General features: G+C 59.9%; 24 protein-coding genes and 1 tRNA gene. 14 read left to right on the plus strand and 11 right to left on the minus strand.

Annotated features, from left to right (window positions below):
* Nucleotides 1-7: 7 nt before the first annotated feature.
* From H4684_RS13065 to H4684_RS13095, 7 genes are all read left to right on the plus strand, one after another.
* On the plus strand, nt 8-2368 hold the full coding sequence (locus H4684_RS13065; protein WP_192624075.1) for a tetratricopeptide repeat protein: 2361 nt from the start codon (nt 8-10) through the stop codon (nt 2366-2368).
* Between the two features lie 375 nt (nt 2369-2743).
* A complete protein-coding gene (locus H4684_RS13070; RefSeq protein ID WP_192624076.1) occupies nt 2744-3298 on the plus strand; it encodes a hypothetical protein in 555 nt (184 codons plus the stop codon).
* 522 nt (nt 3299-3820) lie between these two features.
* Complete coding sequence (locus tag H4684_RS13075; protein WP_318779644.1) at nt 3821-4144, plus strand: PilZ domain-containing protein; 324 nt, start codon at nt 3821-3823, stop codon at nt 4142-4144.
* 251 nt (nt 4145-4395) lie between these two features.
* Nucleotides 4396-4638: a type II toxin-antitoxin system Phd/YefM family antitoxin gene (locus H4684_RS13080; RefSeq protein ID WP_092194568.1), complete on the plus strand. Its 243-nt coding sequence runs from the start codon at nt 4396-4398 to the stop codon at nt 4636-4638.
* Entirely contained in the window at nt 4635-5027 is a 393-nt protein-coding gene (locus H4684_RS13085) for a type II toxin-antitoxin system VapC family toxin (RefSeq protein WP_192624078.1), read from the plus strand. The genes H4684_RS13080 and H4684_RS13085 overlap by 4 nt, the downstream gene beginning before the upstream one ends.
* A 322-nt stretch (nt 5028-5349) precedes the next feature.
* The gene (locus tag H4684_RS13090; RefSeq protein WP_092378018.1) at nt 5350-5676 is read left to right on the plus strand and encodes a type II toxin-antitoxin system RelE/ParE family toxin; all 327 of its coding nucleotides are present in this window, start codon (nt 5350-5352) and stop codon (nt 5674-5676) included.
* Nucleotides 5673-5975, plus strand: coding sequence for a helix-turn-helix domain-containing protein (locus H4684_RS13095; protein WP_192624079.1), 303 nt, complete (start codon nt 5673-5675; stop codon nt 5973-5975). The genes H4684_RS13090 and H4684_RS13095 overlap by 4 nt, the downstream gene beginning before the upstream one ends.
* Nucleotides 5976-6021: 46 nt before the next feature.
* Here the strand turns inward: H4684_RS13095 and H4684_RS13100 are convergent.
* Nucleotides 6022-6098: transfer RNA gene (locus tag H4684_RS13100), tRNA-Arg, on the minus strand.
* Nucleotides 6099-6300: 202 nt separating this feature from the next.
* Here H4684_RS13100 and H4684_RS13105 point away from each other — a divergent pair.
* From H4684_RS13105 to cmk, 4 genes are all read left to right on the plus strand, one after another.
* Nucleotides 6301-7524 (plus strand): bifunctional folylpolyglutamate synthase/dihydrofolate synthase, encoded by a 1224-nt coding sequence (locus tag H4684_RS13105; RefSeq protein ID WP_192624080.1) that lies wholly within the window; start codon nt 6301-6303, stop codon nt 7522-7524.
* Nucleotides 7525-7533: 9 nt separating this feature from the next.
* Nucleotides 7534-8931 carry an L-seryl-tRNA(Sec) selenium transferase gene (gene selA, locus H4684_RS13110; protein ID WP_192624081.1) on the plus strand — a complete coding sequence of 466 codons (1398 nt, stop codon included), beginning with the start codon at nt 7534-7536 and terminating at the stop codon, nt 8929-8931.
* 123 nt (nt 8932-9054) lie between these two features.
* A complete protein-coding gene (hisC, locus tag H4684_RS13115) occupies nt 9055-10170 on the plus strand; it encodes a histidinol-phosphate transaminase (protein WP_407644771.1) in 1116 nt (371 codons plus the stop codon).
* Nucleotides 10148-10813, plus strand: coding sequence for a (d)CMP kinase (gene cmk, locus H4684_RS13120; RefSeq protein WP_192624083.1), 666 nt, complete (start codon nt 10148-10150; stop codon nt 10811-10813). The genes hisC and cmk overlap by 23 nt, the downstream gene beginning before the upstream one ends.
* A gap of 363 nt (nt 10814-11176) precedes the next feature.
* On the opposite strand, the gene mazG is transcribed toward cmk, so the two are convergent.
* Both mazG and H4684_RS13130 read right to left on the minus strand, forming a co-directional pair.
* A complete protein-coding gene (gene mazG / locus H4684_RS13125; RefSeq protein ID WP_192624084.1) occupies nt 11177-11959 on the minus strand; it encodes a nucleoside triphosphate pyrophosphohydrolase in 783 nt (260 codons plus the stop codon).
* Nucleotides 11946-12518, minus strand: coding sequence for a CvpA family protein (locus tag H4684_RS13130; RefSeq protein ID WP_192624085.1), 573 nt, complete (start codon nt 12516-12518; stop codon nt 11946-11948). The genes mazG and H4684_RS13130 overlap by 14 nt, the downstream gene beginning before the upstream one ends.
* Before the next feature lie 169 nt (nt 12519-12687).
* On the opposite strand from H4684_RS13130, the gene H4684_RS13135 reads away from it, so the two are divergent.
* Nucleotides 12688-13035 carry a hypothetical protein gene (locus H4684_RS13135; protein ID WP_092193924.1) on the plus strand — a complete coding sequence of 116 codons (348 nt, stop codon included), beginning with the start codon at nt 12688-12690 and terminating at the stop codon, nt 13033-13035.
* 77 nt (nt 13036-13112) lie between these two features.
* On the plus strand, nt 13113-15659 hold the full coding sequence (locus H4684_RS13140) for a TIGR03960 family B12-binding radical SAM protein (RefSeq protein ID WP_192624086.1): 2547 nt from the start codon (nt 13113-13115) through the stop codon (nt 15657-15659).
* 60 nt (nt 15660-15719) lie between these two features.
* Here H4684_RS13140 and H4684_RS13145 read toward each other — a convergent pair whose 3' ends face one another.
* A complete protein-coding gene (locus H4684_RS13145; RefSeq protein ID WP_092193926.1) occupies nt 15720-16112 on the minus strand; it encodes a MucR family transcriptional regulator in 393 nt (130 codons plus the stop codon).
* Nucleotides 16113-16275: 163 nt separating this feature from the next.
* Here H4684_RS13145 and H4684_RS13150 point away from each other — a divergent pair, with 163 nt between their 5' ends.
* Nucleotides 16276-16758, plus strand: a complete 483-nt coding sequence (locus H4684_RS13150; RefSeq protein ID WP_192624087.1) for a hypothetical protein — start codon at nt 16276-16278, stop codon at nt 16756-16758.
* A 66-nt stretch (nt 16759-16824) separates the two neighbouring features.
* On the opposite strand, the gene H4684_RS13155 is transcribed toward H4684_RS13150, so the two are convergent.
* The 7 genes from H4684_RS13155 to thrB all read right to left on the minus strand — a co-directional run bounded on the left by H4684_RS13155 (nt 16825) and on the right by thrB (nt 26346).
* Entirely contained in the window at nt 16825-18045 is a 1221-nt protein-coding gene (locus H4684_RS13155) for a sel1 repeat family protein (RefSeq protein ID WP_192624088.1), read from the minus strand.
* Nucleotides 18042-21548 (minus strand): hypothetical protein, encoded by a 3507-nt coding sequence (locus H4684_RS13160; protein WP_192624089.1) that lies wholly within the window; start codon nt 21546-21548, stop codon nt 18042-18044. Before H4684_RS13160 ends, H4684_RS13155 begins: the two co-directional genes overlap by 4 nt.
* Nucleotides 21539-22438, minus strand: coding sequence for a DUF4123 domain-containing protein (locus tag H4684_RS13165; RefSeq protein WP_192624090.1), 900 nt, complete (start codon nt 22436-22438; stop codon nt 21539-21541). The genes H4684_RS13160 and H4684_RS13165 overlap by 10 nt, the downstream gene beginning before the upstream one ends.
* Nucleotides 22435-24465: a type VI secretion system Vgr family protein gene (locus H4684_RS13170; RefSeq protein WP_192624091.1), complete on the minus strand. Its 2031-nt coding sequence runs from the start codon at nt 24463-24465 to the stop codon at nt 22435-22437. The genes H4684_RS13165 and H4684_RS13170 overlap by 4 nt, the downstream gene beginning before the upstream one ends.
* Before the next feature lie 239 nt (nt 24466-24704).
* Entirely contained in the window at nt 24705-25202 is a 498-nt protein-coding gene (locus H4684_RS13175; RefSeq protein ID WP_092193936.1) for a hypothetical protein, read from the minus strand.
* A 29-nt stretch (nt 25203-25231) separates the two neighbouring features.
* Nucleotides 25232-25828 (minus strand): hypothetical protein, encoded by a 597-nt coding sequence (locus H4684_RS13180; RefSeq protein WP_192624092.1) that lies wholly within the window; start codon nt 25826-25828, stop codon nt 25232-25234.
* Complete coding sequence (thrB, locus tag H4684_RS13185; protein ID WP_192624093.1) at nt 25825-26346, minus strand: homoserine kinase; 522 nt, start codon at nt 26344-26346, stop codon at nt 25825-25827. The genes H4684_RS13180 and thrB overlap by 4 nt, the downstream gene beginning before the upstream one ends.
* Nucleotides 26347-26389 lie beyond the last annotated feature (43 nt).

Consider the following 26389-nt stretch of genomic DNA (forward strand, 5'->3'; position numbering starts at 1 on the left):
GAGCTGCATGCAGCGGGTTCTATGTTGTTTGCTCATGGCCATGATGCTTTTTGCCTGCGGATCCAAGGAGAACCGCAGGGACGATTTTTACGCCAACGGCCTGGGGTTCGAGGAGAGCGGGCGGTATTCCGAGGCCCGGGTCGAGGCCAAGAACGTCATCAAGCTCGACCCCAACCATGTCGGCGCGTATCTGCTCCTGGCCCGTTGCGCCCTGAAGGATCAGAACTGGCGTGAAGCCTTCGGGAATTTTCAGCGCGCGGCGGAGCTTGAGCCGGACAATGCCGAGGCCCTGCTCGGGGTGGGGCGGTTGTACCTGCTCTCCGGCGATACAGGCGAGGCCGAAGCGCATGCGGAAAGGATCCTGGCCAAGGACCCGGCGTCTGTTGACGGACTGCTGCTGCGGGCCGGTGCCATGCTGCGCGGCAAGCGTTTCGACGAGGCCCGAAAGCAGCTCGACGTGGTCTTTGCGGGGGATCCGGCCAATGAGGACGCGCTGCTGGCGCTGTCGGTCATCCACGCCGAGCAGGGTCAGGGCGCCGAAGCCCTGGCCGTGATTGGCGCGGGGCTGGTCGCAAGGCCGGACAGCCGGCCGCTGCATTTCAGGGCCGCGAACCTGGCGGCGGACATGGGCGATTATGCCGTGGCCGAAGAGCATCTCCTGAAGCTCAAGGAGCTCGATCCGGGCAACCGGGGCGTGCAGGTCCTGTTGGCCGCGCTTTACGAACGCATGGGGCTGACCGCGCGGGTGGAGGGCATCCTGCGTGAGCTGCTGGCGGCCGAGCCCGAATCGGAAGAGGCGCGGCTGCGTCTGGTCGAGTATCTGATGCGCCACGACAAGGCCCAAGACGCCCTGGCCGTGGCCGGGGAAGGGCAGCCTGCGCCAAGGCTGCGTCTGGCGTCCGCCGGGGTGCTCATGGCCATGGGGCGGGCCGGGGAAGGCGAGGCCGCGCTGGTCGCGCTGACCCAGGACGCCGAGGCGGGACCGTCCGGTATCGAGGCCCGGCTCCGGTTGTCCGAGCTCAAGTTGCGTCGTGGCGACCGGAGCGGAGCCCTGGTCGAGGTGGACGAGGTGCTGCGCCTCAATCCCGCCGATGCCCGGGCCCATGCCGCGCGCGGCCGGATATTCATGCTCCAGGGGCGCTTCGAGGAAGCCCTGACCGAGCTGCGAATAGCTCTGCACGACGCTCCCGGGGACATGGCCGTAGCCGTGCTCATGGCCCGCGCCCAGTTCGCGCTGGGCAACACGCTGTCCGGGGTGGAGTCGCTGCGCAATTTTCTTCTGAAGAATCCGGACGCCCTGCCCGTGCGCCTGGAACTGGCCGCGCACCATCAGCGTGCGGGCGAGCCCGACGCCGCGCTCAGCGTGCTGCAGGACGGCGGGATTGACGGGGTCATGCCTGCGCGGCTGCTGCTGGCCATGGGCGATATCGAGGCCCGGCGCGAACATTTCGATGCGGCCGAGGTTCATTACCGGCGGGCCGCGCAAGAACAGGAGGCGCTGGTGCCCGCCCTGCTGCGGCTTGGGAGCATGCAGGGCAGCCGCAAGGACTGGGAAGGGGCGCGGCGCACCTTCGACGAACTGCTGCTGGCCAATCCGGACGCCCACGGCGGCGCCGAGGGCGTGGTGGCCGTGGAACTGGCGGCGGGGCGCGGCGAGGCGGCCCTGGCCTGGGCCGAAGAGCGGGCGACGTCCCGGTCCGAGGACCCGCTGGCCGCGGACCTGCTCGGCCGTACGGCCCTGCGCCTGGGCGACGCCGGTGGTGCCGAGAAGGCATTTCGCGAGGCCCAGCGGCGCGCCCCGGAGTGGTCCGTGCCCTCGGCCAGGCTGGCGGGACTGTATGCGTCCACAGGCCGCAAGGACACAGCCATGGCCGAGTGCCGCGCCGCTCTGGACAAAAATCCGGACTCCGTGCCCGAAGCCCTGCTGCTCGGCCAGTTGCTGCAACTGGGCGGAGATGCGGCCGAGGCCGAGACCATCTATCGCAAGCTTCTGGCCCGTCACCCCGAACTGCTGCCCGCGGCCAACAATCTGGGCTATCTGCTGGCCTCTCATGACGCGCCCACAACGGAGCAGCTGACCGAAGCCCTGACCCTGGCCACCAAGGCCAGCGCGGGCGGCGACCCGTCGGCGCTCGATACGGTGGGCTGGGTGCATTATCGCCTGGGCGACAAGGACGCGGCCTTGCAGTTTCTGCGCAAGGCCCACGAGTCCCTGCCCGAGGATTCGGCCGTGACCTTTCATCTGGCTCAGGTGCTGGCTGATCTGGGGCAGACCGCGGAAGCGCGCACCCTGCTCAGGGCCCTGCTGGCCCGCGCCCAGGATTTCCCGGATCTGCCCCAGGCCAGGTCGTTGCTGGACGGAATCTGATTATTTCGGACAAGGAGCGCCAGGCTCAGTCCTGCCGGGCCGGACAAGTAAAGAACGCGGCTGTCCAGCAGTCTTGGGCTGGAGCATATGCCGTAAAAGCCGGCTGCCGTGTCCGAAGACTCGATACAGCAAACGCGGCCCTGACATCCCGATGGGTTGCGTGACTTGCCTTGGCAAGGGCGCAGGCCGCGAGTGGGGTCCGCAAGGTCAGAGGCTATCCCGCGGCATCGGACAGGCGGTCCGGAAGGGTTGGATGGCATGGCTTCTGGTATTTTATATGCCTGAAATTAAATATGAAATAATACTTGGTACGAAAGTTTCATAAAGAGCGCAGTCCCGGGGCGCAGGACCCCAAAAATCTATTCGGAGGAATATATGAAATCGGTGAAAATGTTTTTTGGGATGATGCTGTGCCTTGTGGTACTGGCGGGGCAGGCTCAGGCGGCTATTTCCGATGATATCGTCTTGAATTTTACGAATGTTGATAACACGTCTATCGTTGCATATGGAAATAGCGTGGGTGTCGAATTTACAGGTTGGTTAACGGTTGATGTTGGTTATCCAATTAGTGATATTGAAGGATTGAAGATAAGTCCAAGAACTCAAGAATCGATAGCTTCTATTGATTTTAGTTCGACAAGTTCAAATCCACCTCAGTTTAAATCACTTGCCTACTACGTTACTGGATCACCAGTTGATTATGTTCTTAATTTGTTGAGCGGTACAAGTAGTGTAGGAACTTTAAGTGGTGGGGATGTTTTGAGCTGGGCAGGAGCTTTTGTTAGCTCTATTGTTTTTACTGTGCCGGCATCTACAACTTTTTATATTGACGATGTCACGGTAACCCCCACCCCCCTCCCCGGTGCCGCCATCCTCCTCGGTTCCGGTCTTCTCGGTCTTGTGGGTCTGCGCCGCCGCGAGATCATCTGAGCTGCATCTTTTCTGACTTTATCCCGGCTTGAAAGACAGTATTCTTTCTTTCATGCCGGGTTTTTTGTTGCTTTTTTTTTGTTTAGAAGCGTGCATCGCGCCAAATTTGAAACAAGATATCGCTCTTTTATTGATTATCGCTCTCATTATGTGAAAATATAGAGAATTAATTTTAAACATTATGATATAAATATTTGCAAAAAAAGAGTATCGTGTATAGAATGCTGTCTTGACTAGTTTAAGAGCACTGAATAAAGAGCATACTCAAAAAAAGAGAGGATCACAATGCGAGTCTGGTTACCCGATTGCGTCTACAAATCATTTCATCTTTTTGTCGGAACAGTTGGACTGGCCGGGTGCATGGTCGGGAGTCCCGCCAGTCTGGCTCTTGGTGGAGTGCTCATGCTTTATAGCGGCGGGGTTTATTGTATGCGTAAAGGGTAGGGGGGAGGCGGGGACAGAGGCTTTTTTCCTTTGCCCACTCATCAGGCGGTATTCACCATCCAAAAGCGGAGCTGGACAGTGCAGGATAAGAGAAAATCGCAGCGCAGAGCGTCCTTGACGCGCTGTACGGTTGAGAAATGCTTTTCAAGGAACGGGCAGATTCCTTCCCGGGCCGTGAATTTCAGCGCCACCGGATTCATGCTCGAAATGGACTACCCCCTGTCTCCCGGCGAGACCATCAAGATCCAGTTCGCTCCCGATTCCGACGAGACGCGTTTGTACGGCAAGAGCGTGTGCCTGGGCATGGTCCGCTGGTGCGCCGCCCAGGACGGCAGCTGCGGCGGGTTCTACGGAGTGGGCGTCGAGCTCGCGAACCAGGCTCCACGGCGGTACAATTACTAGCTTTTCCATGCGGTTCTGTTTTGGTTGCGCCTGTCCCTTTGGGGATGGGCGTTTTTTTTGGGGGGAGGTGTGACGCGGTTAGCCCGAAATCGTTGATTTAAGCCTTTTGGTGCATGACCCGGCTACTTGTGAATGCACGCACTTTAAGGCGCAAAAGACTGCGCACCCACGTGGAGCATATGTTTTGCTGGTTGACTTTGCCTTCGGAGCTTATAGACTTAGTCTTGAACTTAGCTAATATTGGAGGGCCTATGCACCAGGTGAACATTCACGATGCCAAGACGAATTTGTCCCGCCTGATCGAGCAGGCAGTCAACGGAGAACCCTTTGTCATCGCCAAGGCCGGTAAGCCCATGGTTACCGTCTCCGCGTTCAAGGCACCGCCGGATCCCGCAAAAAGGATCGGTTTTTTGCAGGGCATGATCGAAGTCCCGGACGATTTTGATTCCATGGGCAAGGAAGAAATACAGCGCCTGTTTGAAGGTGCCAGATGAAACTGCTCCTCGATACGCACATGCTGCTGTGGGCGGCGGCTGGTACCTTGCCCGGCAAGGCCGAGAGCATGATAGTCGACACAAGCAACACGCTGTACTTCAGTTCCGCGAGCATCTGGGAGATCGGCATCAAGAAAAGCCTTGGAAGAAGCGACTTCAGAGTCGATCCGGAAGTGTTGCGGCGAGGCCTGCTGGACAACCAGTACAACGAGCTGTGCATCACAAGCCTGCATGCCTTGGCGGTCATCGACCTGCCAATGTTCCATAAGGACCCTTTCGACAGGATGCTGCTGGCGCAGGCCAAGAGCGAGGGAATAACCCTGCTCACATCGGACGCCATCATGCGCGACTACCCCGGCCCGGTGCTGTTTGTGCCGAAGACACCGTGAAGCAAGGGGACTTGTCGTCCGGATAGCGACGCAACATATGGTCGTATGCCGGGAATAATGACGGGAGAGATCTCTCGGAAATGCGTAAGGGGCTGGATTTTTACATCCGCCCCTTTTTTTATGGTGGCGCGCCAGGGAGAATTCGACCCCTTGGACGATAGTTTCTAAGCACTGACAAGTAGAATTTTCGGCATATGATGCCGTGCACCCGGAATTGCTTTTTATTGTGGGGTTCCTCAGTGGTTAAGCCATGAAATCAGGCTTGCCCACAGGGGAAGACAGTCACAGGGGCCATGGACAAACAATAACCGTAGAGTTATAAATGAAAATCTGGAAGGTTGAATTGCTGGAAGAAGCCCTAGGGGAGTTCAAAGAGCTTCCCGCTGAGATTCGCGCCCGTTTTCAGAGAATTTTTGGGTTGGTGGCGGACATGGGGCAAGACGCGTTGTGCATGCCTCATGCACGGCGTATCCAAGGCCGGATATGGGAGATGAGGGCCCAGGGCCGGGACGGAATAGCCAGGGGACTTTATGTGATGGTGACCGGGCGGCGGGTGGTCGTTGTTCGATTCTTCGTTAAGAAAACACAGAAGACGCCGCTCAACGAAATACACTTGGCTTTGAAAAGATGTGGAGAAAATGAAATATGATCGACGCAAAAGCCGTACATAATCAGATGTTGCAGGACGACCCGGAATATGCGCGGGAATATGATGCTCTGGAACAGGAATTCGCGTTCATCAAGAAAATGATCCTGGCCAGGAAGCGGGCGGGCATGAGCCAGGCCGACGTTGCCCGGCGAATGGGCATCAGTCAGCCGCGAGTGGCCAAGATCGAAAGCGGCTCCAACATCAGTCTGGATATTCTCAGGCGCTACGCCAAGGCCACGGGCTCCGATCTGGTGATTGATTTTGCTGTGCCGGTGAATGAGCGGCGGACACTTCGATAAAGAAGAAGGGGTTAGATTTTTTATATCTAACCCCTTGTTTTTATGATGGCGCGCCAGGGAGGACTCGAACCCCCGACCGATTGCTTAGAAGGCAATTGCTCTATCCGCCTGAGCTACTGGCGCGCAAAATGGAAGCATTCCCTATTTTTTCCGGGGCTGAAAGTCAAGTGCAGGTCCGGGCTTTTTCTGTTGCTCCCGGCCCGGGAAACTTCTATGAATTCTCTCCGGATTGTCGGCCCTTGCGGCTTCAGTCTGTCGCCGCACCCGCGTTTTGACTCCCATTTTTTCGGGGCGGCTTTTTTTCAATCTTTTCCCCCAAATGCACATGACCTTTGCCTCCTTTGCCGAATTCGAATCGTATCTGGACAGTCTGGGACTTTTTTCCATGCAGCTCGGCCTGTCGCGCATGCACGAGGCCCTTGGCCTCATGGGCCTTGAGCGCCCCTCCGCCTCGGTCGTGCATGTGGTCGGGACCAACGGCAAGGGCTCCACGTCCGGATTTTTGGAGGCGCTGGCGCGGGCTCATGGCCTGGCCACGGGTGTGTACAACTCGCCGCATCTGGCCAGCGTGCGCGAGCGCATCCGCGTGCGCGGGGTCATGGTTCCCGAAGAAGGCTGGCTGGCCGGCGCCAATGCGGTCATGGACAGGTGCGCGGGCGTGGGGCTGACCTATTTCGAGCTGCTGACGGTCATGGCGCTCTACATTTTTGAGCGGGAGGGCCTTGATCTGATCATCCTTGAGGCGGGGCTCGGCGGAACGCATGACGCCACCTGCGCCATCCCGGCCGATCTTGCGGTCATGACCCCGGTGGGCCTGGACCATGAGCAGATCCTGGGCCCGAACCTGGCGGACATAGCCCGCGACAAGAGCGGGGCCCTGGGTCGTTGTCCGGCCGTGACGGGCGCGCAGGAAGAAGCCGTGATGGAAATTTTCCGGCAGGCCGGGGCAGGGCATCCGCTCGTCAGCCTTGAGGACTGCCGCACCTCCTCCGGATTTCTCATCCCGGCGGGCCCGGCATCCCTGCTGCTGCCCCCCGCGTCCCTGCCCGGCCATCCTCCGTATCAGCTGCGCAACGCCGCCTTGGCCGCTCTGGCCTGGAGCCGTCTGGCCCAGGCCCGGGGCTGGCAATTTGACGCGGCACTGTGTACACAAGTCCTTGGCACAACGCGATTTTTCGGGCGTTTTTGCAGTCATGGGCGGATTCTGGTGGACGGCGCCCACAATCCCATGGGGCTGACCGCCCTGTGCGAGGCGCTGGAGGCGGCCGGGGAGCATTTCGACGTGCTCGTCTTTCAGGCCATGCGCGACAAGACGCTGGAACCTGCCGTGCTGGAACGCCTGCGGGCTCTGGCGGATACCGTCGTGATTCCGGGCCTGCAGGTGGAGCGCGCCTTCGCCGCCCGTGAACTGGCGGCGCTTTTTGGCTCCGGGACCCTGGCGACGCAGGATTTGCAAGAGGCCCTGCGTCAGGAAGGATCGGTGCTGCTTTGCGGCTCCCTGTATCTGGTGGGGGCCTATTACGAACTTTTTCCGGAACAGCTTTTGTAGGGAGGTCCGGTGTCTTCTCTTTTCAGACATATTCCGTCCGTCGACCGTTTTCTGCAGGACCTGGAACAGGAGCGCTCTCTGGCAGATCTTCCGCGCCAGATGCTCAAGGATCTGGTGGGTGAGTTCCTGGATCTCTGCCGCGAGGAGATCCGCGCCGGAGTGGTCACGGACGAGAGCGCCCTGGCCTTCACTACCCTGGCCGCACGAGCCGGGGCCTACGTGCGGACGCGTTCCCGGCCTCATTTCAGGCGGGTCGTCAACGCCACGGGCGTGGTCATCCACACCAACCTCGGCCGTTCCATCCTGGCTGAAGAGGCCGTCCTGGCCGTGGCCGAGGGCTGCCGCCATTATTCCAACCTGGAGATGGACCTGGACACGGGCCAGCGCGGGAGCCGTTATTCCCACGTCGAAAAGCTGCTCTGCCGCCTGACCGGGGCCGAGGCGGGCCTGGTGGTCAACAACAACGCCGCCGCCGTGCTGCTGGTCCTCGACACCCTGGCCAAGGGCCGCGAGGTCGTGGTCTCGCGCGGGCAGTTGGTCGAGATCGGCGGGTCGTTCCGCATCCCCGAGGTCATGAAGAAGAGCGGGGCCGTGCTGCGCGAGGTCGGGGCCACCAACCGCACTCACCTGCGCGACTACGCGGAGGCTATCGGCCCGGACACCGCCATGCTCATGAAGGTGCACACTTCCAACTACCGCATCATAGGGTTTCACAAGGAAGTGGACCTGTCCGATCTGGTGACGCTGGGCCGTGAGCGCGGCCTGTCCACCTTCGAGGATCTGGGCAGTGGCAATCTTTTCGATTTTTCACCTTATGGGTTCATGCCCGAACCCACGGTGCAGCAAGTGCTGAGGAGCGGAGTGGATGTGGTCACCTTCAGCGGCGACAAGCTGCTGGGCGGCCCTCAGGCCGGAGTGATCGTCGGGCGCCGGGAATTCATCGAGCGCATCAAGAAAAACCAGCTCAACCGCGCCCTGCGCATCGACAAGATGACCCTGGCCGCCCTGGAGGCGACCCTGCGCCTGTATCTCGATCCGGAACAGGCCCGGCGCAGCGTGCCGACCCTGGCCATGATCACGGCCGCGCCGAAGGAGCTGCATGCCCGGGCCGGGCGTCTGCGGCGCAGGCTGTCCCGGGATCTCGCCGGGTTGGCCTTGGTGACGGTCAAGCCCGGATTTTCGCGCGTGGGCGGCGGCTCCTTCCCGGAACAGGACCTGCCGACCACGCTGGTCAGCGTCGCGCCCACGGGCATGGACGTTGACTCCCTGCGTCAGGGCCTGTTGGCCGAGGACATCCCGGTCGTCGGGCGGGTGGAGGACGGCGCGTTCTGCCTCGATCCACGCACGCTCATGGATGCGGAGTTCGCACTGGTGGCCGGTGCCATAAGGGCGGTCCTCACGCAGTGATTTTTTGAGTGGCCCGGCAGTGCGCCCGTCGCATGCCTGCCGAACGATTTTTGTACGCCGCGCATGCGGACAATCGAAAGGACGCGCGTCCCGGCACAGGGAGCGCGGCAAAGGAGAATGTCAATGACCAAGGTTCTGGTGCGGCCGGAGATGGAGGGTTTCAAACCCTATTCGCCCGGCCTGTCCATCGATGAGATAAAGAAACGTTACGGCCTGCCCCGGGTCGTCAAGATGGCCAGCAACGAGAACCCGCTGGGCACGTCCCCCGTGGTTCAGGAGCGGCTCAGAAATGTCAGTTCCCTGGCTTTCCGCTATGCCCAGGCAGGCTCTCCGGCCCTGACCGAGGCCCTGGCCGTGCATCTGGGCGTGCCCGCGTCCTGCGTGGTGGCGGGCAATGGTTCCGACGAGATCATCGATCTTTTGCTGCGCGTGGTGGCCCGGCCCGGCGTGGACAACGTGGTGGCCTTCAATCCGTGCTTCAGCATCTACGACGTGCAGTCCCGGCTGTGCGGGGTGGAGTTTCGGCAGGCCAGGCTGAACGCCGACTTCTCCTTTCCTTTCGACAAACTTCTGTCCCTGACCGACGAGAACACCGCCCTTGTCTTCGTTACCAATCCGGACAACCCCTCGGGCCATGCCTGTCCGGCCTCGGATCTGGTCGCGCTTGCGGCCCTGTTGCCGAAGCGCGCGCTCCTGGTGGTGGACGAGGCCTATGTCGATTTCGCCGAGCCGCTGGAGGCGTACAGCATGCTCCCGCACTTGGGCGAGATCCCCAATCTGGTCGTCCTGCGCACCTTTTCCAAGATGTACGGACTGGCGGGCCTGCGTCTGGGCTACGGGGTCATGCCCGAGTGGCTGGCGGACCTGCTGCTGCGGGTCAAACTGCCCTTCAGCGTGAACATTCTGGCCGAGCAGGCCGGGCTGGCCGCCCTGGACGACGACATCTTCGTGTCCCAGACCCTGCTTGTCGTGAGCGAAGGCCGTCGCCTGCTGGAGCGCGAGCTTTCGGCCATGGGCTGCAAGGTCTGGCCCTCGCAGGCGAATTTTCTGATGTTCGAGCCACCCATGGACGCGCGCACCCTTTTTGAGGCATTACTTGCCAAAGGGGTTATCATTCGGCCCCTTGGCAGCTATGGCATGCCTGAGAAACTGCGTGTCAGCATCGGCAACGAGGAAGAGAATCTGGAATTTCTGGCCAAAACAGCGGAGGTGTTGCGTGATCACGATCGTTACTCTTGATGGACCGGCCGGGGTAGGCAAGACGACCATCGCCCGCGAGCTGGCGGACCGTCTGGGCATCGCCTATCTGGACACTGGAGCCATGTTCCGCTCCGTGGCGCTTTTTTTCGGGGACGGTGGCTGGGAACGGCCCGTTGATCAGCTGGTGCCCGAACTCAATCGTCTCGACTTCGACTTGGAAGGTACGGGAAAATATTCCGAGCTGCTCCTGAACGGGCTGCCCCTGGCCCCGGAGATCCGCAAGGAGGAGGTCGGCCTGTGGGCCTCGCATCTGGCCCGCATCCCGGTGGTGCGCGATTTTCTGCGCCGCAACCAGCAGGCCATCGGCCGGAGCACCTCGCTTGTGGCCGAGGGCCGGGACATGGGCAGCGTGGTGTTTCCGGGCGCCCGGCACAAGTTCTTCATGGACGCATCCATCGACGTGCGCGCCAAGCGCCGTCATGCGCAGCTCAAGGCCATGGGCATGGACGAGGACCTGGAGCGCATCCGCGGCCAGATCCGCATCCGCGACGATCAGGACCGCAATCGCGTGGTGGCTCCCCTGAAACCCGCCCTGGATGCGGTGATCATCGACACCAGCGCCCTGGATGCGGATCGGGTTCTGGAGAAGATTGTCGACCACATCCGGGAAAAAGGCCTCTAAGACCGCTGAAAATCAATTCTGGACTGCGTTGCTCACCGTTTTTGAAGGGTTCATGTAGTCGGCTACACGTCACCCTCCAAAAACGGTTTGCGCCTTGCCAGAATCGATTTTCAGCGGTCTTGCCGATTTATTGGGGGAGGGCGGCCACGCAGAGGAGGGCGGCCACGCAGGGCCGCCCCTACGGTTTTTTCGGGATGGGATATCGTTCACGCAGGGCCGCCCCTACGGTTTTTTTCGGGATGGGATATCGTTCACGCAGGGCCGCCCCTACGGTTTTTTTCGGGATGGGAGGGCGGTCACGTTGGGCCGCCCGTACGGTTTTGTTGGGATGGGATATCGTTCACGTGGGGCCGCCCGTACGGATTATCGGCGGGTGGCCTTGATTTCGTCCCAGAGGGTGTCCATTTCTTCCAGGGAGAGCCTGTCCAGTTCCAGGCCGCGCTCCCTGGCCAATTTCTCCATGGCCTCGAAGCGTCCCAGGAACTTGGAGTTGGCCACGGCCAGGGCCGAGTTGGCCTTGATTCCACGCCGTCTGCCGTATTCCACCAGCGAAAACAGATAGTCCCCGAATTCCTCTTCCCGTGCCGCCGCGTCGTCCGTGGCCAGGGCGGCCTGCAGTTCGTTCCATTCCTCGGCCAGCTTTTTCTCCTGGTCCGCGTCCGTGGCCCAGGTGAAGCCCGTGCGGGCCGCCTTGGAGTTGATGCGGTAGGCGCGCAGCAGCGGCGGCAGGCTTGCGGGCAGGGAGGCGAACACGCCGGGATCCTTGTCCTTTTCGGCCTTCTCCTGCTTCTTGATCTGTTCCCAGTTTTTGACCACTTCGGCCACGTCGGCGGCTTTTTCGCCGTAGACGTGAGGATGGCGGCGGATCATCTTGGCCACGTTGCCGGCCAGCGCGGTCTGCAGGAAATCCGGGATCTCCCGGTCGTGGCAGCGGCCGATGAAGAGCAGCAGGAAAAGCACGTCGCCCAGTTCTTCGGCGATCTCGGACTTGTCGTCCTGACGGATGGCCTCCACCAGTTCGAAACATTCCTCCACCAGATAATCGCACATGGACTGCGGGGTCTGCTCCTTGTCCCAGGGGCAGCCGTCCGGTCCGGTCAGGGTGTCGATGACTTCAATGATGCGTTCGAAATTATTCTTTTCCACCAGGGGTTCCTTTCATTTCCTTGAGTTTTTCCACGACCCTCTTTTCCCACTCCTGCTGCAGCTCCTGGCTGCGGATCAGGAACTGGTCGCGCATTTCCTTGGGCAGGGCGTTCGAGAGCATGGTGTTGAAGGTGTTGACGTAGGGCATGATCTTCGACTCGGTCAGCATCGGTGACTTTGACGGCAGAAAGGCGGTCAGGGCCATGACGATGATGCTGCACAGGAGTGCGCCCTTGAAGAGGCCGAGCGCTCCGCCGCCGATGCTGTCCACCCAGCCGAGCATGATCATCTGTAGAAGCTTTCTGATCAGGGATGCGAGCAGGAAAACCACTGCCACGACACCAAGAAAAATGGCCAGATAGGCTGCGAGCTTGGCCATGCCGGGGCCGCCCGGGAAGTTTTCGAACATTGCCGCGAGCTGCGCGTGATAGGTGTTGGCCAGCACGAAGCCCAGGATCAGCCCCAGAATGGAGGCGATCTCCTTGACGAGTCCGCGAAAAATGCCGCGCAGGCCCAAAAATCCCAGAATCACGCAGAAGACGATATCCAGAGTGTTCATGCTTAACCTCCCGGTCGTTGTGAGGGTCGGCTATCACAAAGGATGCTGATCGGAAAGGGCGCACCGGGCACGACCTTGACAGTGCAGGGCGCACCTCGTAGACACGAAACCTCGGCTCGTCCGGACTTTTCTGACGGGCGCACGAGTCAAGAAACACGATGAGGTGACAATGTACGATATCAGATTGGTGAAGTTGGTGAACGGCGACATGGTGCTCGGCAAATGGAACGAGGAGAAGGGGATCATCGCTGATCCGGCCATCCTGCAGACCATACCCACGCAGCAGGGCGGCATGCAGATGCTGCTGCTTCCTTTCGGCTATCCCTTTGATCAGGAAATGACCGGAGAGATCGAGCTCAAGCACGTCATCTACCAGTACAAGACCGTACCCGAGGAACTCAAGACCAAGTATCTTGAGGCGACCACCAACCTGACCCTGTCCGCCCCCGGCGGCCTCGGCAATTTGGGCGGCATGGGCGGCGGTGTGGCCGATTTCAGCAAATTCTTGAAAAAATAACGCAGCAGGCGCTGCCGGGAAAAGGGTGGCTTTCCACCCTTTTTTTTTCTGCCCGGCCCCGCGCACGGCAAGGACCCATGAAGGCTCTGCTCCCCCTCTTTTCCCGCCCCAGTCATTACCTCGGCACCGAGATCAACAGCGTCCACAAGGACCTGAAAACGGTCCGCGCCCACGTGGCCCTGGCCTTTCCGGATCTCTACGAAGTGGCCATGTCCTATCTTGGACAGAAGATTCTGTACGACATCGTCAACGGCACGGAACATTTCTACGCCGAGCGGGTCTTCGCGCCCACCGAGGACGTGGCCGAGGTGCTCCGGGCCCACGACACGCCCCTGGCCACCCTGGAGAGTGACACGCCGCTCAGGGATCTGGACGGCGTGCTCTTCAGCATCACCCATGAGCTGTGCTACACCAACGTGCTCTACATGCTCGATCTGGGGGGGATTCCCCTGCGTGCGGCGCAGCGTGGCGACGGGCATCCGCTGGTCATCGCCGGAGGAGGCTGCACCTTCAACGCCGAGCCGCTGGCCGCTTTTGTCGATGTCATGGTGCTTGGCGACGGGGAGGAAATCCTGCCCGAGATGCTCGGACTCATCGCGCGCGGCAAGGACGAAGGCTGGGCCCGAGGCGAACTTATCAGGCGCCTGGCCGAGGTGCCCGGCGTGTACGTGCCTTCGTTTTTCGAGGACGACGGCCATGGGGCCATGCGCCCGCTGGACGGCGAGATGCCCCGGGTCGAGAAGCGCATCGTCATGGACATGAATGCGGTCTCCTTTCCGACGCGACAGATAGTGCCCTTCGGCAAGCCCGTGCATGACCGCTATTCGGTCGAGATCGCGCGCGGCTGCACCCGTGGCTGCCGCTTCTGTCAGGCGGGCATGATCTACCGCCCCGTGCGCGAGCGCGAGGTGGACGTGCTCGGCTCCATCATCGATCGCGGCCTGGCCGAGACGGGCAGCGAGGAATTGTCCTTCCTGTCGCTCAGCACCGGCGACTTCAGCGCGCTGGAAGCTCTTTTCCTGTCATCCTACAGCCATTGCAGGCAGGAGCAGGTCTCCATCTCCCTGCCGTCCCTGCGCGTGGGCTCCGTTTCCGAGGATCTCATGCGGCTCATGGGCAAGATCCGGCACACGGGCATGACCCTGGCCCCCGAGGCAGGCACCCAGCGGCTGCGCAACGTCATCAACAAGGGCGTGACCGAGGACGAGCTGCTCGATCACACGGAGAAGGCCTTTCGCCTGGGTTGGCAGCAGGTCAAACTGTATTTCATGATGGGCTTGCCCACGGAGACCCGCGAGGATCTGCACGGCATTCTCGATCTGTGCCTGAAGGTCGCGGCCAGCGCCGGAAAGAACGTCAGGCGCCTTCAGGTCACGGCGGCGGTCTCGCCGTTCGTGCCCAAGCCGCACACCCCGTTTCAGTGGGAGCGGCAGATCTCCATGGCCGAGATCGAGGAACGGCTGGCCTATCTGCGCAACATCTTCCGTCCCTACAAGAAGCTCAAGCTCAAGTGGCACCATTCGCACATGACCTGGCTCGAAGGGGTCTTCTCGCGCGGCGACCGGCACCTGGCTCCCGCCCTGGAGGCCGCCTACGCCAAGGGCGCGCTCTTCACCAGCTGGTCCGATCATCTGCGCCTAGAGCCGTGGCTTGAGGCCTTTGCCGAAACCGGCATCGATGCGGAGTCCTATCTGCGCGAACGCGATCCAGAGCAGCCACTGCCCTGGGATCACCTCGCCTCCGGGGTGAGCCGCAAATATCTGCTCACCGAGCGCCGCCGCGCCTTGGAAGAGGCCGCCACTCCCGACTGCCGCTACGAGGCCTGCCGGTCCTGCGGGGTCTGCAACCTGGACGGTCGCGAATCCGAACTGACGCGCCAGGCGGCAGGCCATGACATCGTCCCGGTCATCAACCGCGCCACCCGAGATCAGGAAGACGCCGGGTTGGTGGACGAGCCGCCAACTCAAAACGCGGCTCCCTTCATCGACCTGCACAACAAGGAGCAGCGCTTTCGCCTGTGGTACTCCAAGACCGGCCCAGCCATGTACCTCAGCCAGCTTGAACTGCAACGGATTTTCGAGCGTGCGTTCCGCCGCGCGCGCATGCCCCTGGCTTTCAGCAGCGGCTTCCACCCCGCGCCGCTCCTGTCCTTTGCCCGGGCACTGCCGGTCGGCGTCGGCAGCATCTGCGAGTGGATGGATTTCTTCGTGCGCGAGCACATGGTCGTCAAGGATCTGCCCGTCCTGCTTGAAGCCGAGCTGCCCCAGGGCATGCGCGTGGTCAAGGTGGACGAGCTGCCCTGTCAGGGCAAGGCGCCCATCTCGAACCATGAGCGTTTTTCCCTTGGGTTCGTGAGCGCGGAAGACAGCCAGCGCTTCGCGGCCCGGCTTCCGGCCTTTCTGGAGGCGGCGGAGTGGAAGGTGTTCAAGCGGACCAAGAAGGGTGAACCCGGAGAAGTGGACGTACGGCCCATGGTCAAGTCCATCACGGAAGACGAAAAGGGCTTTGTCATCGATTTCGACTGGCAGACCCTCTATGTCAGCCCCATCTTCGTGCTGCAGGCCGTGGATCCGGAGTTCACGATGCTGCAGGGACGGCTGATCAAGACGGCCCAGTTTTTCTGAGGCGCAAAATGAAAAAGGCGAAGCAAGTGCTTCGCCTTTCCGGTTGGTACAGAGGCAAGATTACTTCTTGACCCGTTTTTCCCAGAGCTTCATGTCCTGCATCTTCTTGCGGCGGTCACGAGCCAGGGATTTGGCCACCAGGGACGTGCCCTTCTTGTAGCCCCATTTTTCCCGGTATTCTTCGGGGGTGAGGCCGTGGGTTGCCAGGTGGCGTTTGGTCAGCACCTTGAACGACTTCGAGCATTCCATGCAGATGATGCTTTTTTCGCGGATGGCTTTTTTGGCATCATCAAGAGACAGGGTTGCTTCGGGTTCGGGCTGGTTTCCTTCGGCGACGTTCTTGATTCCTTCGGTCAACGAACGAATCATGGACGTCAGCTCTTCCTCGGTCATGTTGCGCACACTGGCTTGTGCTTTGACGATTTCGAGCGCTTGTTTTACATAATCTTCCATGTGTAACCTCCAACTATCGCGTATTTGTAATTAGTAGGGTTAGTTTCGTTCTGTAAATTTGTCAACACGCTATAAATGTTTACGGTGATACATCCAAAATTGAGTGCACGATATTTTTTCATTCAGGAAAACTAATCGATAATAACGCTACAGGGAGAAAAAAATGGCAATTCCGCACAATGCGATGAACGACATGGCCCAGGTTTTTCATTTTGAATTTTGGCTTCGCTATTATTTTATCGAAGAGCAGGATGGCAGCCTTTTTATTAAATTGACTGAAGAGCAGGAAAAACAGATGCAGGCCAAATTCCCCGAATACTGGGAGTTGGCGGAGAGCGTGCAAGGCCGTCCCCTGTCCCCCGAGCTGTCCCAGCAGGCCGTGGTCGAGTTTCTCCAGGTCAACTTCGAAGGCAAGAAATACCCGGCCAACACCGTTTTGAAGGTTCTGGACAGCAAGGATTTTTCAGTTGAGATGTATCTGTTCGACACCTGGGTGGATCTGCATGAAGATCAGCTCATGCAGAAGATCTTCGGGTTCGACTACTGGATGCAGATTTACGGTGAATGGAAGACGACGGAGAAGGCGCAGCAATTGCTTCAGTCCCTCAAGCTGCAGATGCAGGGCGAGCACGGAGCCATGAACTGAAAAACGCTTGAGCGTCGGGTTTCGGACATAATTCTCGGACAAAATGGGTGACGGGCAGCAGTATGGCTACTGCCCGTCACCCATTTTCACGCCCACGGCCGGAAGTTCAGCCCTAAGCTCAGGCAGGGCTTCCCGGGCCTTGTCGTAGAGGGCCTGCTGGGCCGCTTTTTCCTCGGCCTGCCGGGCCTTGAACTCGTCGTAGGCGATCTTGCTTTCCTTGAGGGCGGCTTCGTATTCGGACTGGGTCATGCAGGGGACGAAGTTGATTTTGGGGATGCCTTTGAGGAATTTTTGGGCATAGATTTCGGCATTTGCTCCTGTCGAAGAAATATTTCGGTTTGTTGAAAACTCGCCATTATTTTCAAGTCTGGCCATCAACGCAGAATAAAAAAAAGCTTTTTTACAGTCTTGTTTGATGGCTAAGTACATATCATCTCTACGCTCTTGGCCGTCCTCATAAAGGAATACCAACATTGCTCCAGTATCAGCGTCGCCATTCCTTATGGATTGATCCCAATAATGCACAGTCATTTGACATGATTCATCCAAAGGGCGCTCAGCGCGGTCTCTTGCATACGCAGCCCCTGCGAAATAATTCGCCCACGCATCTCCGAGTTCCGCTGCACGGACCACCCAGTACCATTTCTCCCTTTCACCCTTGGCGATGTAATCAGGCATGGGGTTTTTGATTTCTTGCCCTGGCAGGGGTGTGAAGTCGTCTCCCTTGAAAGAGTAGTCGCTGATGAACATCATGCTCTTGCGGTTTCCCGCCAGAGCGCTTTTGCGGAAATGCTTCGGGCCGTTCACGTACACCGGTGCATGACTCAGGGGAGGAAAGCCGGAGAGCCAGTGCAGGTAGAACATGCCTAAAAGCCAGTGGCCCTCGCCCTCGCCAAGATGTCGGATGAGCCACGCTTCTATGGATGAAACATCGATACCTTCAGAGAACTCCGGGTCCACGTGCGGAAGGACAGCGGCCATGGCCAGGGCGTGGATGTCGCCTGCGAGCCCTTTTTCGATGAGGTTACGAAGTTCTCTCTGTTTTTCGAATGCGTTTAAACCATTTCCGGTGGCCGATAGCGTTGTTTTATAAGCATACCGAATGAACTCTACATCAGTGGACAGTTCCTCATCGGCAGGTCCCGAAGCTTCCTCGTAAAAGAACTTTGCCTGCTCGGCCGGGGTGGCGTGCGCCGTGAGCATAAGAGAGAGATGGCAGGCAAGCATTGCGAAGGAGATGATGAAATATTTCATCGCCGCTTTCTTCATTGCTAGAGTTTCCGTCATGAGAAATTCCCCTGGGTCTGGGCGATGTCGTTCTCCGAAAAGTCCTCGGCCGTGACGTCGCGCTGCAGCGACACATCGAGGAAGCTCCGTGCTGAAGAGAAGAGTTCCATATCATCATTGAACATGTGGAATACGGCAGAGGGCAGGGCAATGGAGTAGTCGCCCGGTCCTGGTGTTTTTTCGAGGCGATCCTTCACGAGAAGCAGGATCTTGGCCACATCGAACTCGAGCACGGTCTTCTGGATTCCATCCACTGTGTAGTCCTGAGGCTCTCGGGCCAGTTGCCCGCCGTCCAGATCGACGGTCACGCCGCCAGTCCCGGACGCATTGCGCACGATGACGCCGACACCGGCTGCGACAGGGCCGAGGATTGCCCCGGAAATGCAGCTCGTGACCACCTGCAGCCTGTTTCCGGCAGCGAGGCCCATCTCGATGCGGGGGCTGTAGAGGGCTCCCACGTCTTTATGTACGTGTGCGAAGAAATCCTTCCAGGCCGCTTTCGCTTCCTGCTCTTGCGGCGAAGAGAAGACTATTGTTTTTCCGAACGGATCAAAAATGGGGCTGCTGTCCAGAATTTTTCGGGTGGAGGCGTCCGCCCAGTAATTGTTCTTGGCGGCGGTCTCCAAAGTATCGTCCTTGAAGAGATCGGCAGCAAGGGGCGTCCCCATGCCCGCGATGAAGGCCCCCGCGCCGCACAGCAGCGAGGATGTGGTCACTGCGACGGCTCCGAGCGCAAAGGTGGCCAGGCCACCCATGAAGGTCACGGCAGCCGCGTCAAAGTCCTTGTTTCGCATCAGTTTGAAGACATCCAGAGTGTCCATGACCAGGCCGAGGGCAAGGCCGGTGATCTGGTGAAACAGGACAGTGAGCAGGCGGAACGAGTGTATGCGTACGCGTTTCGCCAAGGCCATTTCCAGCACTACAAGGCCGTCGGCCGTCACGGAGGCGACATCGCGCAGGAAGGGCGCAAGGTCCTTGCGAGCGGACTTCAATTCGTCCGTGAGTTGAAAGGCCGTCATGATCAGGTTGATCCCGCTCATGCATCCATCCAGCGCGTTGACGGCCCGGCCAAGGGAAGTCACGAAATGGAAACGGGCTTCTGTCTGGATGTGATTTATCTGGGTTTGATCGAAACCTGTCCTGGCAATAGCTCGTTCGATTTTTGTGCTGGTGCGCAACTCATAGCTCTGCCTCCACGTCAGAATATTCTCTTGCAGATCGGACAGGGCCTTCTGCTCCATGCTATCGCTGAGGGCCAGAGCTTGCCATGCTTGCGCCTGCTCCTCGCGCAGACTTTTGATCCTGTCCCGCTTTTGTTGGATTTTGGCATGGGTGGACACGCGCAGGTCGGACGAGCGCAGAGGCATGCCCATGGCGCCCGTGTGTCGTTCGTAGCTGTGGATAAGTTCCGTGCGCGCCGAGATCAGGGCTGTTTTGGCTTGCTGGATTTCTCTCTCGATCTGGCGCATTTGCTTGCCTGACCCCAGCGGATCGAGCGTTGCCCGAGTCAGGGCGTCCTTGGCATTGTTCCATCCAGCTTTCGCTGAGGCAAAGGATTGCTCGGCTTGTTTGAGTCTGAGTTTTTCCGCGTCGAGAGCCGGAGCGTATCTGGTCTTTGAGATGAGATAATCGGACCACGCCCTCTGGCTCCCTTTCTCAGCTTCTTTAAGATTGGCTTGGGCGCGTTTGACTTTCGCCGCCCAGAAAGCCTCTTCCTTGCGAAGTTTCCCAATTCCCAGGCTGGCGCTTCTGTATTCCCGCTCCGCAATTTCGCACTGGTTTTTTGCCGTCTTGAGTTTATCGAATTCCTTTTTGAGGAATATCTCCAAGGGCATGGTGAAGGCGCCGACTACCGAATGGAGGGTGTCGAAGGTCTTCTTCACTGCGGAGTCATCGGCGGTTTCGGCCTCTCCGGGGATGGGGTAGAATTCGGAATTGACCCAGACCTGAGCCGCGAAGGACCCGTCGGCCAGGGTTCTCGAAGGCTCGGCGGGTGGGAAACCCAGACGCCTGTTGAAGGCGGTGATGATCGGCTGGACTCTTGCGGCCGTCCCCGCTTTCTTGGAGCGATCCGCCATGTACGAGGTCAGCTGTGTCAGAAGAAGACCGTATTCATTGCCGGGCACTGACCCTTCGCCCACGATCCGCTCGAAAAGCCCGAGAAAGGGTGATCCTTGGGAAAAGAGACCGTCCAGAACGACGAAGGACGGGAGCCGGGCGGCGATATTGTGAAACGCTCCGGCCAGGATGGCCAGGCGGGCCACGGTCAGGGGATCGGCCGGGATTTCATCGCTGTTGAAGGCCGTGGCGGGGTCCACCGGGTAAGGCTTTTTCTGGTCGTCGCTCAGGAAGAAATTCCCGAGCTGGAACTGGAAGGAGTAGATGGGCCTCGTGTCCTGCACGAGGGCCTGCCAGCTCCCGGTGATGAAATTCAGGCGATCCTCCAGATATTCCAGCGCTTCGGAGTGGCTTCGTTTGAAATTGTTGTAGGGAGCGAGGTCCGGCAGGAACGCTGCCCGTGGCTGCTCAGGTTCGTAATGGCAGTCGCCGGGCCTGACGGGCGGCTTGATGACGCGATTGTCCTTTCTCCCCTTCGACTCCGCATACAGCCTGGTCAGCTCCCCCGAAACGATCATGGGTTCGTGCCAACGCGCATACAGGGACAGATCTTCCAGCCCCGCGCTATACGCCGCGACCATGTCGTAGATCATGCCCACGGGGTCGGCCAGACAGGCCACGTGGGTGTCGTGGTGTGTCGACTCCGGCAACGGTTTGGCGCTAAAGGGCGAGGCCGAGGCATCCCAGCGTTTCCAGGGGGAGAGTCTGCCGCACAGTTCCTGCGGCGACCATTCCTTGCTTTCCGCCGGTTTGCGTTCCTCGAAAAGGTTGACCCCCGCGCCCTCTTGGCGCAGCCGCAGCAGGCAGCCGGGCTCTTCGGCGTATTCCTCCACATGGTTGGGCAGGTCGTCGGCATGAAAGCAGGTTGGGGATGCTTCATAGGAGTACTGGCGCAGTCCGGGGTTCACCGCCTTGCCGAGGGTCACGAGTTGCATCTGCTCGTAGGGATCGGCCGCGAGGTTCCTGCGCATCTCTTTCCAGACTTCCTTGTCGCGCTCGCTTGGGAACTCCTCCTCGGACTTGGGGATGCGGATGAAGAGCATGTAGAGCTGGCTCACCTCCCGTGGCACCGCAATGGTGTCCGGCCTGCTCGCAAACCCCGTGCTGCGGGGTCCGTCAAGCATGGTCAGTCTGCCGCCCTTGGCAGCGAAGACGGCAATGTTTTCTTCGGTGGGGTTGGAGTTCCACGTGGCTAAGACATATCCGCTGTCCAGGGTGCGCAGGGTGTAGGCGTGATTGACCTCGGGCAGGTTCGCGCCCGGCTTGAAGGCCTTCAATACGTTGTCCGGAATGGTGCAGTCCGTGTGCGTGCAGAGAGCGAAGCGTACGGGGATGATGTGTCTGAAACTGCAAGGGATGATTTTTACCTCATTGATTAGCGGCATAAGGCGATCCTCCGGTGAGCGGGTATGGTCGTCTTCAGCAGATGCGCATCGAAGTCTCCGGTCGACTCCGGGTTGCCGTGCAGCAGCGTTCGGATATCCAAAAGTTGTGAGAAGTCTGTGATGCCGTATTTCTTCTGCAATTCGTGGCATTCGGCCCTGACCCCTTCCCGTTCGGCCTCGTTGACGGGTCCGTGGGAGCGGCTGGACAGAATACGGACATCGCAGCCGTGAAAACGCCTCGAAAAGGTTTTTTCGCGCTCTGTGAGGTCGCCCTTCAACGTCGCGATATGACGATCGAGAAGCCGCGTTTCCCGGAGTTCATGGAAGTCGTCCAGAAAGGAAAGCGGGATGCGCAACGCTTCACGCACCTGCGTTCGGTCTTCCGGAATTTCGCAATGGATCCAGGCTCCGATGCTCTCGGCAATGTCGGCGCGCAAAAGAATGGAGAACAGGCCTCGCACCACAAGCGGAAACACTGCCGGAATCTGCATGCAGTCGCACAGCACCTGCGGGTCCTGCCATCGGCACAAGGTGTGGCCCCCTGCTTCCCTGGACGGAAAAATAGCCTGGGTCAGCGTGGCGGCGGTCGTTTCGAGATCGCCCGGTCCCGAAAGAAAGACGCCGAGACAGGAACATCGATCTTCCGTGAGAAACCACTCCACCAGAGGGCTTTGCGCGGTTACGCTCACCAGCATGGGGCTCAGGGAGAGCAATGCTCCAAGTGACGGGTTCGACGCAAACAGGAATGCGTATTGAGGATTCTGCTCAAGGCTGAAAATGTCTTGCAGGCAGTCGTTCTTTGCCGCGCCTTCCAGGAGCAGCCAGGTGCGGCGTCCGGATTCGACTTGGAGCCGGAACCACTCATCGACCAACGTAGTCGCCTTGATCATGAGTCCTCCGTATGGATGAAACCCTCGCGGTCTTCGCATGCCTTGCACAGACATTCGGCCTTCGGACCCGGCGGGACATCCGGAATTTCCGAAACAATCGGCAAAAGCGGCCTCGCTCCAGACCCCGAACCCGGTCCGCCTCCGGCGTTCATCTTCACGTTCTTGCCGACGATGGTGATCCCGGAGGCGTTGAGTTTGACGAAGTTGCCGCCGACCTTGAGGGTCAGCTCGCTCCCGGCCTCCAGCACGGTCTTGACGCCAGCTCTGGCGTGGACCTCGCCTCCTGTGCGCAGCAGCCATTTCCGGCCGATGCTGCCGTGGCTGCTGCCCCTGACCGTCAGGTGGTCGTCCGAAAGCAGCTCGACTTTGCGGTCTTTTTCCACTGTCTGCTGGTCCTCGCCTTTCACCAGTGAGTAGGAAAAATTGTCGATGGTGCGGTGCTGGTCGCGCAGGATGTGTTCCTTCCAATCATTCTTGACGTGGACGTTCACGTCCTTTTCGGCGTGGGCGTAGATTTCTTCCTGGCCCTTTTTATCTTCGACCCGCAGCTCGTTGAAGCCTCCGCCGCCCGGCGAGGACAGGGTTTTAAGGACCGTGCGCGTCTTGTTTTCGGGCAGCTGGTAGGGGACCGGGTTTGCGGCGTTGTAGACCCGGCCGGTGATCAGCGGCCGATCCGGGTCCGCCTCCAGGAAGGAGACGACCACTTCGTGCCCGATCCTGGGGATGGTCAGGGTCCCGTACTGACTTCCGGCCCAGCCTTGGGCAACCCTGATCCAGCAGGTCGTTTTTTCGTTGTGGGCGCCCTTCCTGTCCCAGTGGAACTGCACCTTCACGCGGCCGTATTTGTCCGGGAAGATCTCCTCGCCCGCCGGGCCGGTCACGATGGCCGTCTGCCTGCTCACGATGCGCCTCTTGCGATGCTCCGACGCGGGTACGAAGCGCGTCGTGTTCAGGATCGCCTGAACATGGGCCGCGTACGTCATGCCCCGGTCGGGGGCCTCGTGCTCCAGCACCTGCGGCTGCTCGCCCCGGTGTTCGACGCGCACGAGCCACCAGCGTGAATTCATGTCCGGGCGTGCATGACCGTGGAGTTCAAAGGTGAACCCGGGGATCATCCGCGACACGTCGGTTCTGGCGTCGATGCGGCGGCTTTGGCTCATGTGCCTGAGCATCTCGATGTCGGCGTAGCGTTTGCCTTCCTTCTGCTGCCGGTAGAGGTGCGGATAACGGTACTGCTCAAGCATCATGCCCGGCGGAACCGGTGCCTTGCGCGCGTCCGTCTCGGTCTGGGCGGCCGTGAGGCCGAGGCGCGTCTTCTCGAAGTTCCATTCCCTGAAAGTGGCGGAGTCGCTGCCTATGGTCTGGCTGAGTTCGATGGATTTTATGGTGGCATCGTCCGTTTCCGTGCCCGCGCCGGGATGGAAGCGCAGCGTGCTTTCGCCCTCTATCAAAGGCCCGCCCTCGCGATCCGAAAAGCAGAGCACATGCCGGTCCTCGGAGTGCTCGAAATAGAAGTAGATGCCTTCCTCCTCGCACAGCCGGGAGATGAAATGCAGCGCGGTTTCGCCGTACTGTACGCAGTATTCGCGGGGTGCGTAGTCGAAGAAGCATTTGAAGGCGTACGAATCCCCGGTGAAGTTCTGTTCTTTGAGGATCTGCTCGATGATCTGCGGCACGCTCATGTTCTGGAAGATGCGGTGGTCCGTGGTCAGGCCCAGGAACCAAAGGCGCGGGACAAGCAGGCAGCGGTAATGGGTGTGGTACTTGGTTGAATGCAGCTGTGACAGTCCGCGGATGATGCCATGCACATGACGGACTCCGCCGCTTTTGTCGGCTATACTCAGACAGGCCGGCTTGCGCAGAAGCTCTGCGAAATCGACGCGCGCAGAGTCGTGAACGAGCTCGATTTCATATTCGAAGGGTTTGTGGACTTCTTCGGCCCCGGAAAAGGCGTAGACTCCAAGGCCTGTTTCGGATGGTGTGCTGAACGTGAACCACTGGGTGTCGGCTGGCGGCGGATGCGGCATGGAACCTCCCTGTCCGCAGTTTGGCTGGCGGACGTTTTCTATCCATGTTGCCAGCTAGTTCCAGACCGCGCATTGGGGAGGATGTGTAATTTCAGGGTAATTGTCTGGGGATCAGGAGGGGGTATGCGATGGGTTTGCGAAGACGCAGACGGGAGATGAAACCCGAGATCGCAGGGTGCAAAAAAGAACCGCAGGCTCGCGCCCGCGGTTCTTTCATGCGTCTTAAAAACGACGGGGGCTTACTGGAAGAGCGCCCCCTGGCTGGCGAAGAACACCTGCGAGGTTCCGGCCGCGCCCAGCGTGTTTTTTTCCGCCGTCAGTTCCATGCGGTAGCCAAAAGAGATGTACAGCGGGCCGGACGAGCCCAGTGATTCGGGCGTGAGGTGGAATTCGAAGGGTACGCCCTTTTCGTGGTCCAGGCTCGTGGGCAGGTAGAGGCGCAGGTCCTTGGCCAGGACGCGGCTCTGGTCGTCGCTGAGGTAGATCTGCATCCACAGGTCCTGAATCCAGGTCGCCCATTCGGGGATGGCGCCGGCCACGGGAATGGCCGTGCCGGAGACGATCAGCCTGTTATCCTCCAGGCGGCTCGTGTAGTTGAATTCCCAGTAGCGCATGACAAGGGTCTCCTGCTGACCGAGGGTCCAGGGGTTCTTGTCCAGATGCACGACGCTCAGATGCGCGCACCCCGTAAGCAGCAAAACCGCAATCACAAGCGAAAATATCAGACGTGGACGCATGCTCGTCTCCTTGCATTTCATCGTGATCATCACAATTTGGGACTGCCCTGCACTATCATCTCGGCCAGGGTCAGATCAACCCGGGGCAGGGCGCGGATTTGCCTGGGGCCGACGAACTGCACTTCGAGCTCCATGAGCCTGGTATAGAGCGCAGTGCGGTCCAGGACAGGAAAGGAGTCCGCCCCGGCGCACAGCTCTTGGCTGCGGAAACAGCCTGGGAAATCGATGGCGCGGCCATCGGGGTAGCGCAGCCTGTTGGGCACGCCGTGCAGCCTGCAGATCATCAGCCGGTGGGCGTAGACGCCGCAGCGCCCGTCGTCGTTCAGCGGACACATGATCGACGGGCGTTCGCCCCGGGACAGGGCGTCCGTGGCCTCGCGCACATAGGCGCGCGCCCGCTCCTCGTAGACGGCCCGGCGGTCGGCAGGCAGCTCCTGAAGGCCTTGCAGCAGATAGGCCCACTCGATTCGGGTGTGGTGCTGGAAGAAACTGGTGCAGCAGTTTTGCGGGCAACCGTCGCAGCTCAGGCCCAGGGTCTGCGCGTGGGCGGAGTAGCTGGTCTGCATGTCGGCGTAGAGAGCGGCCAGTTTCCGGAAGGCCTGGGCGGGAAGTATTTTCTTGATCACGGCTCGTCCTGTGTGGTTCGGGATAGTCCAAGGATGATGGCGGAGCAGGATTGATCGGGAGTTGCTCCGTCAGTGTCCACCGTCAGCTGGGCGTAGCGTGCATACAGGGGGGCGCGTTCGTCGTAAAGGTCTTTGAGGGTCTGGCCGGGGCCGATGGCCAGTCCTCTGGAGGTCGGATTGGTCAATCTGTGAGAGATGGTCTCAAAGGACGACTGTATGTAGACGATGTGCCCCTGGCCACGCAGATGGGCCATGGCCGCCTCGGAATAGACCACGCTGCCGCCAGTGGCGATGACGCATTGGCTCAAGTGCACGCGCTGAATCTGCTGCGCTTCGGCCTGCACGAAGGCCTCAAGGCCCAGGTGATCCCTGATCTGCTGCAGGGGCGCGCCCCACCAGGCTTCCATGAGCAGGTCCGTGTCCACGAAGGCCCAGTCCAGCCGCCTGGCCAGACGCCTGCCAAGGGTCGATTTGCCTGTGGCGGCCATGCCGATGAGGATGATGTTCTGGTGATTCATGCTTTCGATCCGTCAAAAAAAATGAAGCCCAAGCATGACGCCC

The sequence above is a fragment of the Desulfomicrobium macestii genome (assembly GCF_014873765.1).
GTDB lineage: Bacteria > Desulfobacterota > Desulfovibrionia > Desulfovibrionales > Desulfomicrobiaceae > Desulfomicrobium > Desulfomicrobium macestii.

What these genes read in the sequence shown, in the direction of transcription:
- H4684_RS13160 (WP_192624089.1), bottom strand. Translation starts at nt 21,548, where the DNA reads ATGCCGCTAATCAATGAGGTAAAAATCATCCCTTGCAGTTTCAGACAC.
- H4684_RS13175 (WP_092193936.1), bottom strand. Translation starts at nt 25,202, where the DNA reads ATGCGTCCACGTCTGATATTTTCGCTTGTGATTGCGGTTTTGCTGCTT.
- thrB (WP_192624093.1), bottom strand. Translation starts at nt 26,346, where the DNA reads ATGAATCACCAGAACATCATCCTCATCGGCATGGCCGCCACAGGCAAA.
- H4684_RS13080 (WP_092194568.1), top strand. Translation starts at nt 4,396, where the DNA reads ATGCACCAGGTGAACATTCACGATGCCAAGACGAATTTGTCCCGCCTG.
- H4684_RS13090 (WP_092378018.1), top strand. Translation starts at nt 5,350, where the DNA reads ATGAAAATCTGGAAGGTTGAATTGCTGGAAGAAGCCCTAGGGGAGTTC.
- H4684_RS13140 (WP_192624086.1), top strand. Translation starts at nt 13,113, where the DNA reads ATGAAGGCTCTGCTCCCCCTCTTTTCCCGCCCCAGTCATTACCTCGGC.
- H4684_RS13085 (WP_192624078.1), top strand. Translation starts at nt 4,635, where the DNA reads ATGAAACTGCTCCTCGATACGCACATGCTGCTGTGGGCGGCGGCTGGT.
- hisC (WP_407644771.1), top strand. Translation starts at nt 9,055, where the DNA reads ATGACCAAGGTTCTGGTGCGGCCGGAGATGGAGGGTTTCAAACCCTAT.
- H4684_RS13065 (WP_192624075.1), top strand. Translation starts at nt 8, where the DNA reads ATGCAGCGGGTTCTATGTTGTTTGCTCATGGCCATGATGCTTTTTGCC.
- H4684_RS13150 (WP_192624087.1), top strand. Translation starts at nt 16,276, where the DNA reads ATGGCAATTCCGCACAATGCGATGAACGACATGGCCCAGGTTTTTCAT.
- H4684_RS13135 (WP_092193924.1), top strand. Translation starts at nt 12,688, where the DNA reads ATGTACGATATCAGATTGGTGAAGTTGGTGAACGGCGACATGGTGCTC.
- H4684_RS13170 (WP_192624091.1), bottom strand. Translation starts at nt 24,465, where the DNA reads ATGCCGCATCCGCCGCCAGCCGACACCCAGTGGTTCACGTTCAGCACA.
- H4684_RS13130 (WP_192624085.1), bottom strand. Translation starts at nt 12,518, where the DNA reads ATGAACACTCTGGATATCGTCTTCTGCGTGATTCTGGGATTTTTGGGC.
- H4684_RS13095 (WP_192624079.1), top strand. Translation starts at nt 5,673, where the DNA reads ATGATCGACGCAAAAGCCGTACATAATCAGATGTTGCAGGACGACCCG.
- H4684_RS13145 (WP_092193926.1), bottom strand. Translation starts at nt 16,112, where the DNA reads ATGGAAGATTATGTAAAACAAGCGCTCGAAATCGTCAAAGCACAAGCC.
- H4684_RS13165 (WP_192624090.1), bottom strand. Translation starts at nt 22,438, where the DNA reads ATGATCAAGGCGACTACGTTGGTCGATGAGTGGTTCCGGCTCCAAGTC.
- H4684_RS13155 (WP_192624088.1), bottom strand. Translation starts at nt 18,045, where the DNA reads ATGACGGAAACTCTAGCAATGAAGAAAGCGGCGATGAAATATTTCATC.
- H4684_RS13070 (WP_192624076.1), top strand. Translation starts at nt 2,744, where the DNA reads ATGAAATCGGTGAAAATGTTTTTTGGGATGATGCTGTGCCTTGTGGTA.
- H4684_RS13105 (WP_192624080.1), top strand. Translation starts at nt 6,301, where the DNA reads ATGACCTTTGCCTCCTTTGCCGAATTCGAATCGTATCTGGACAGTCTG.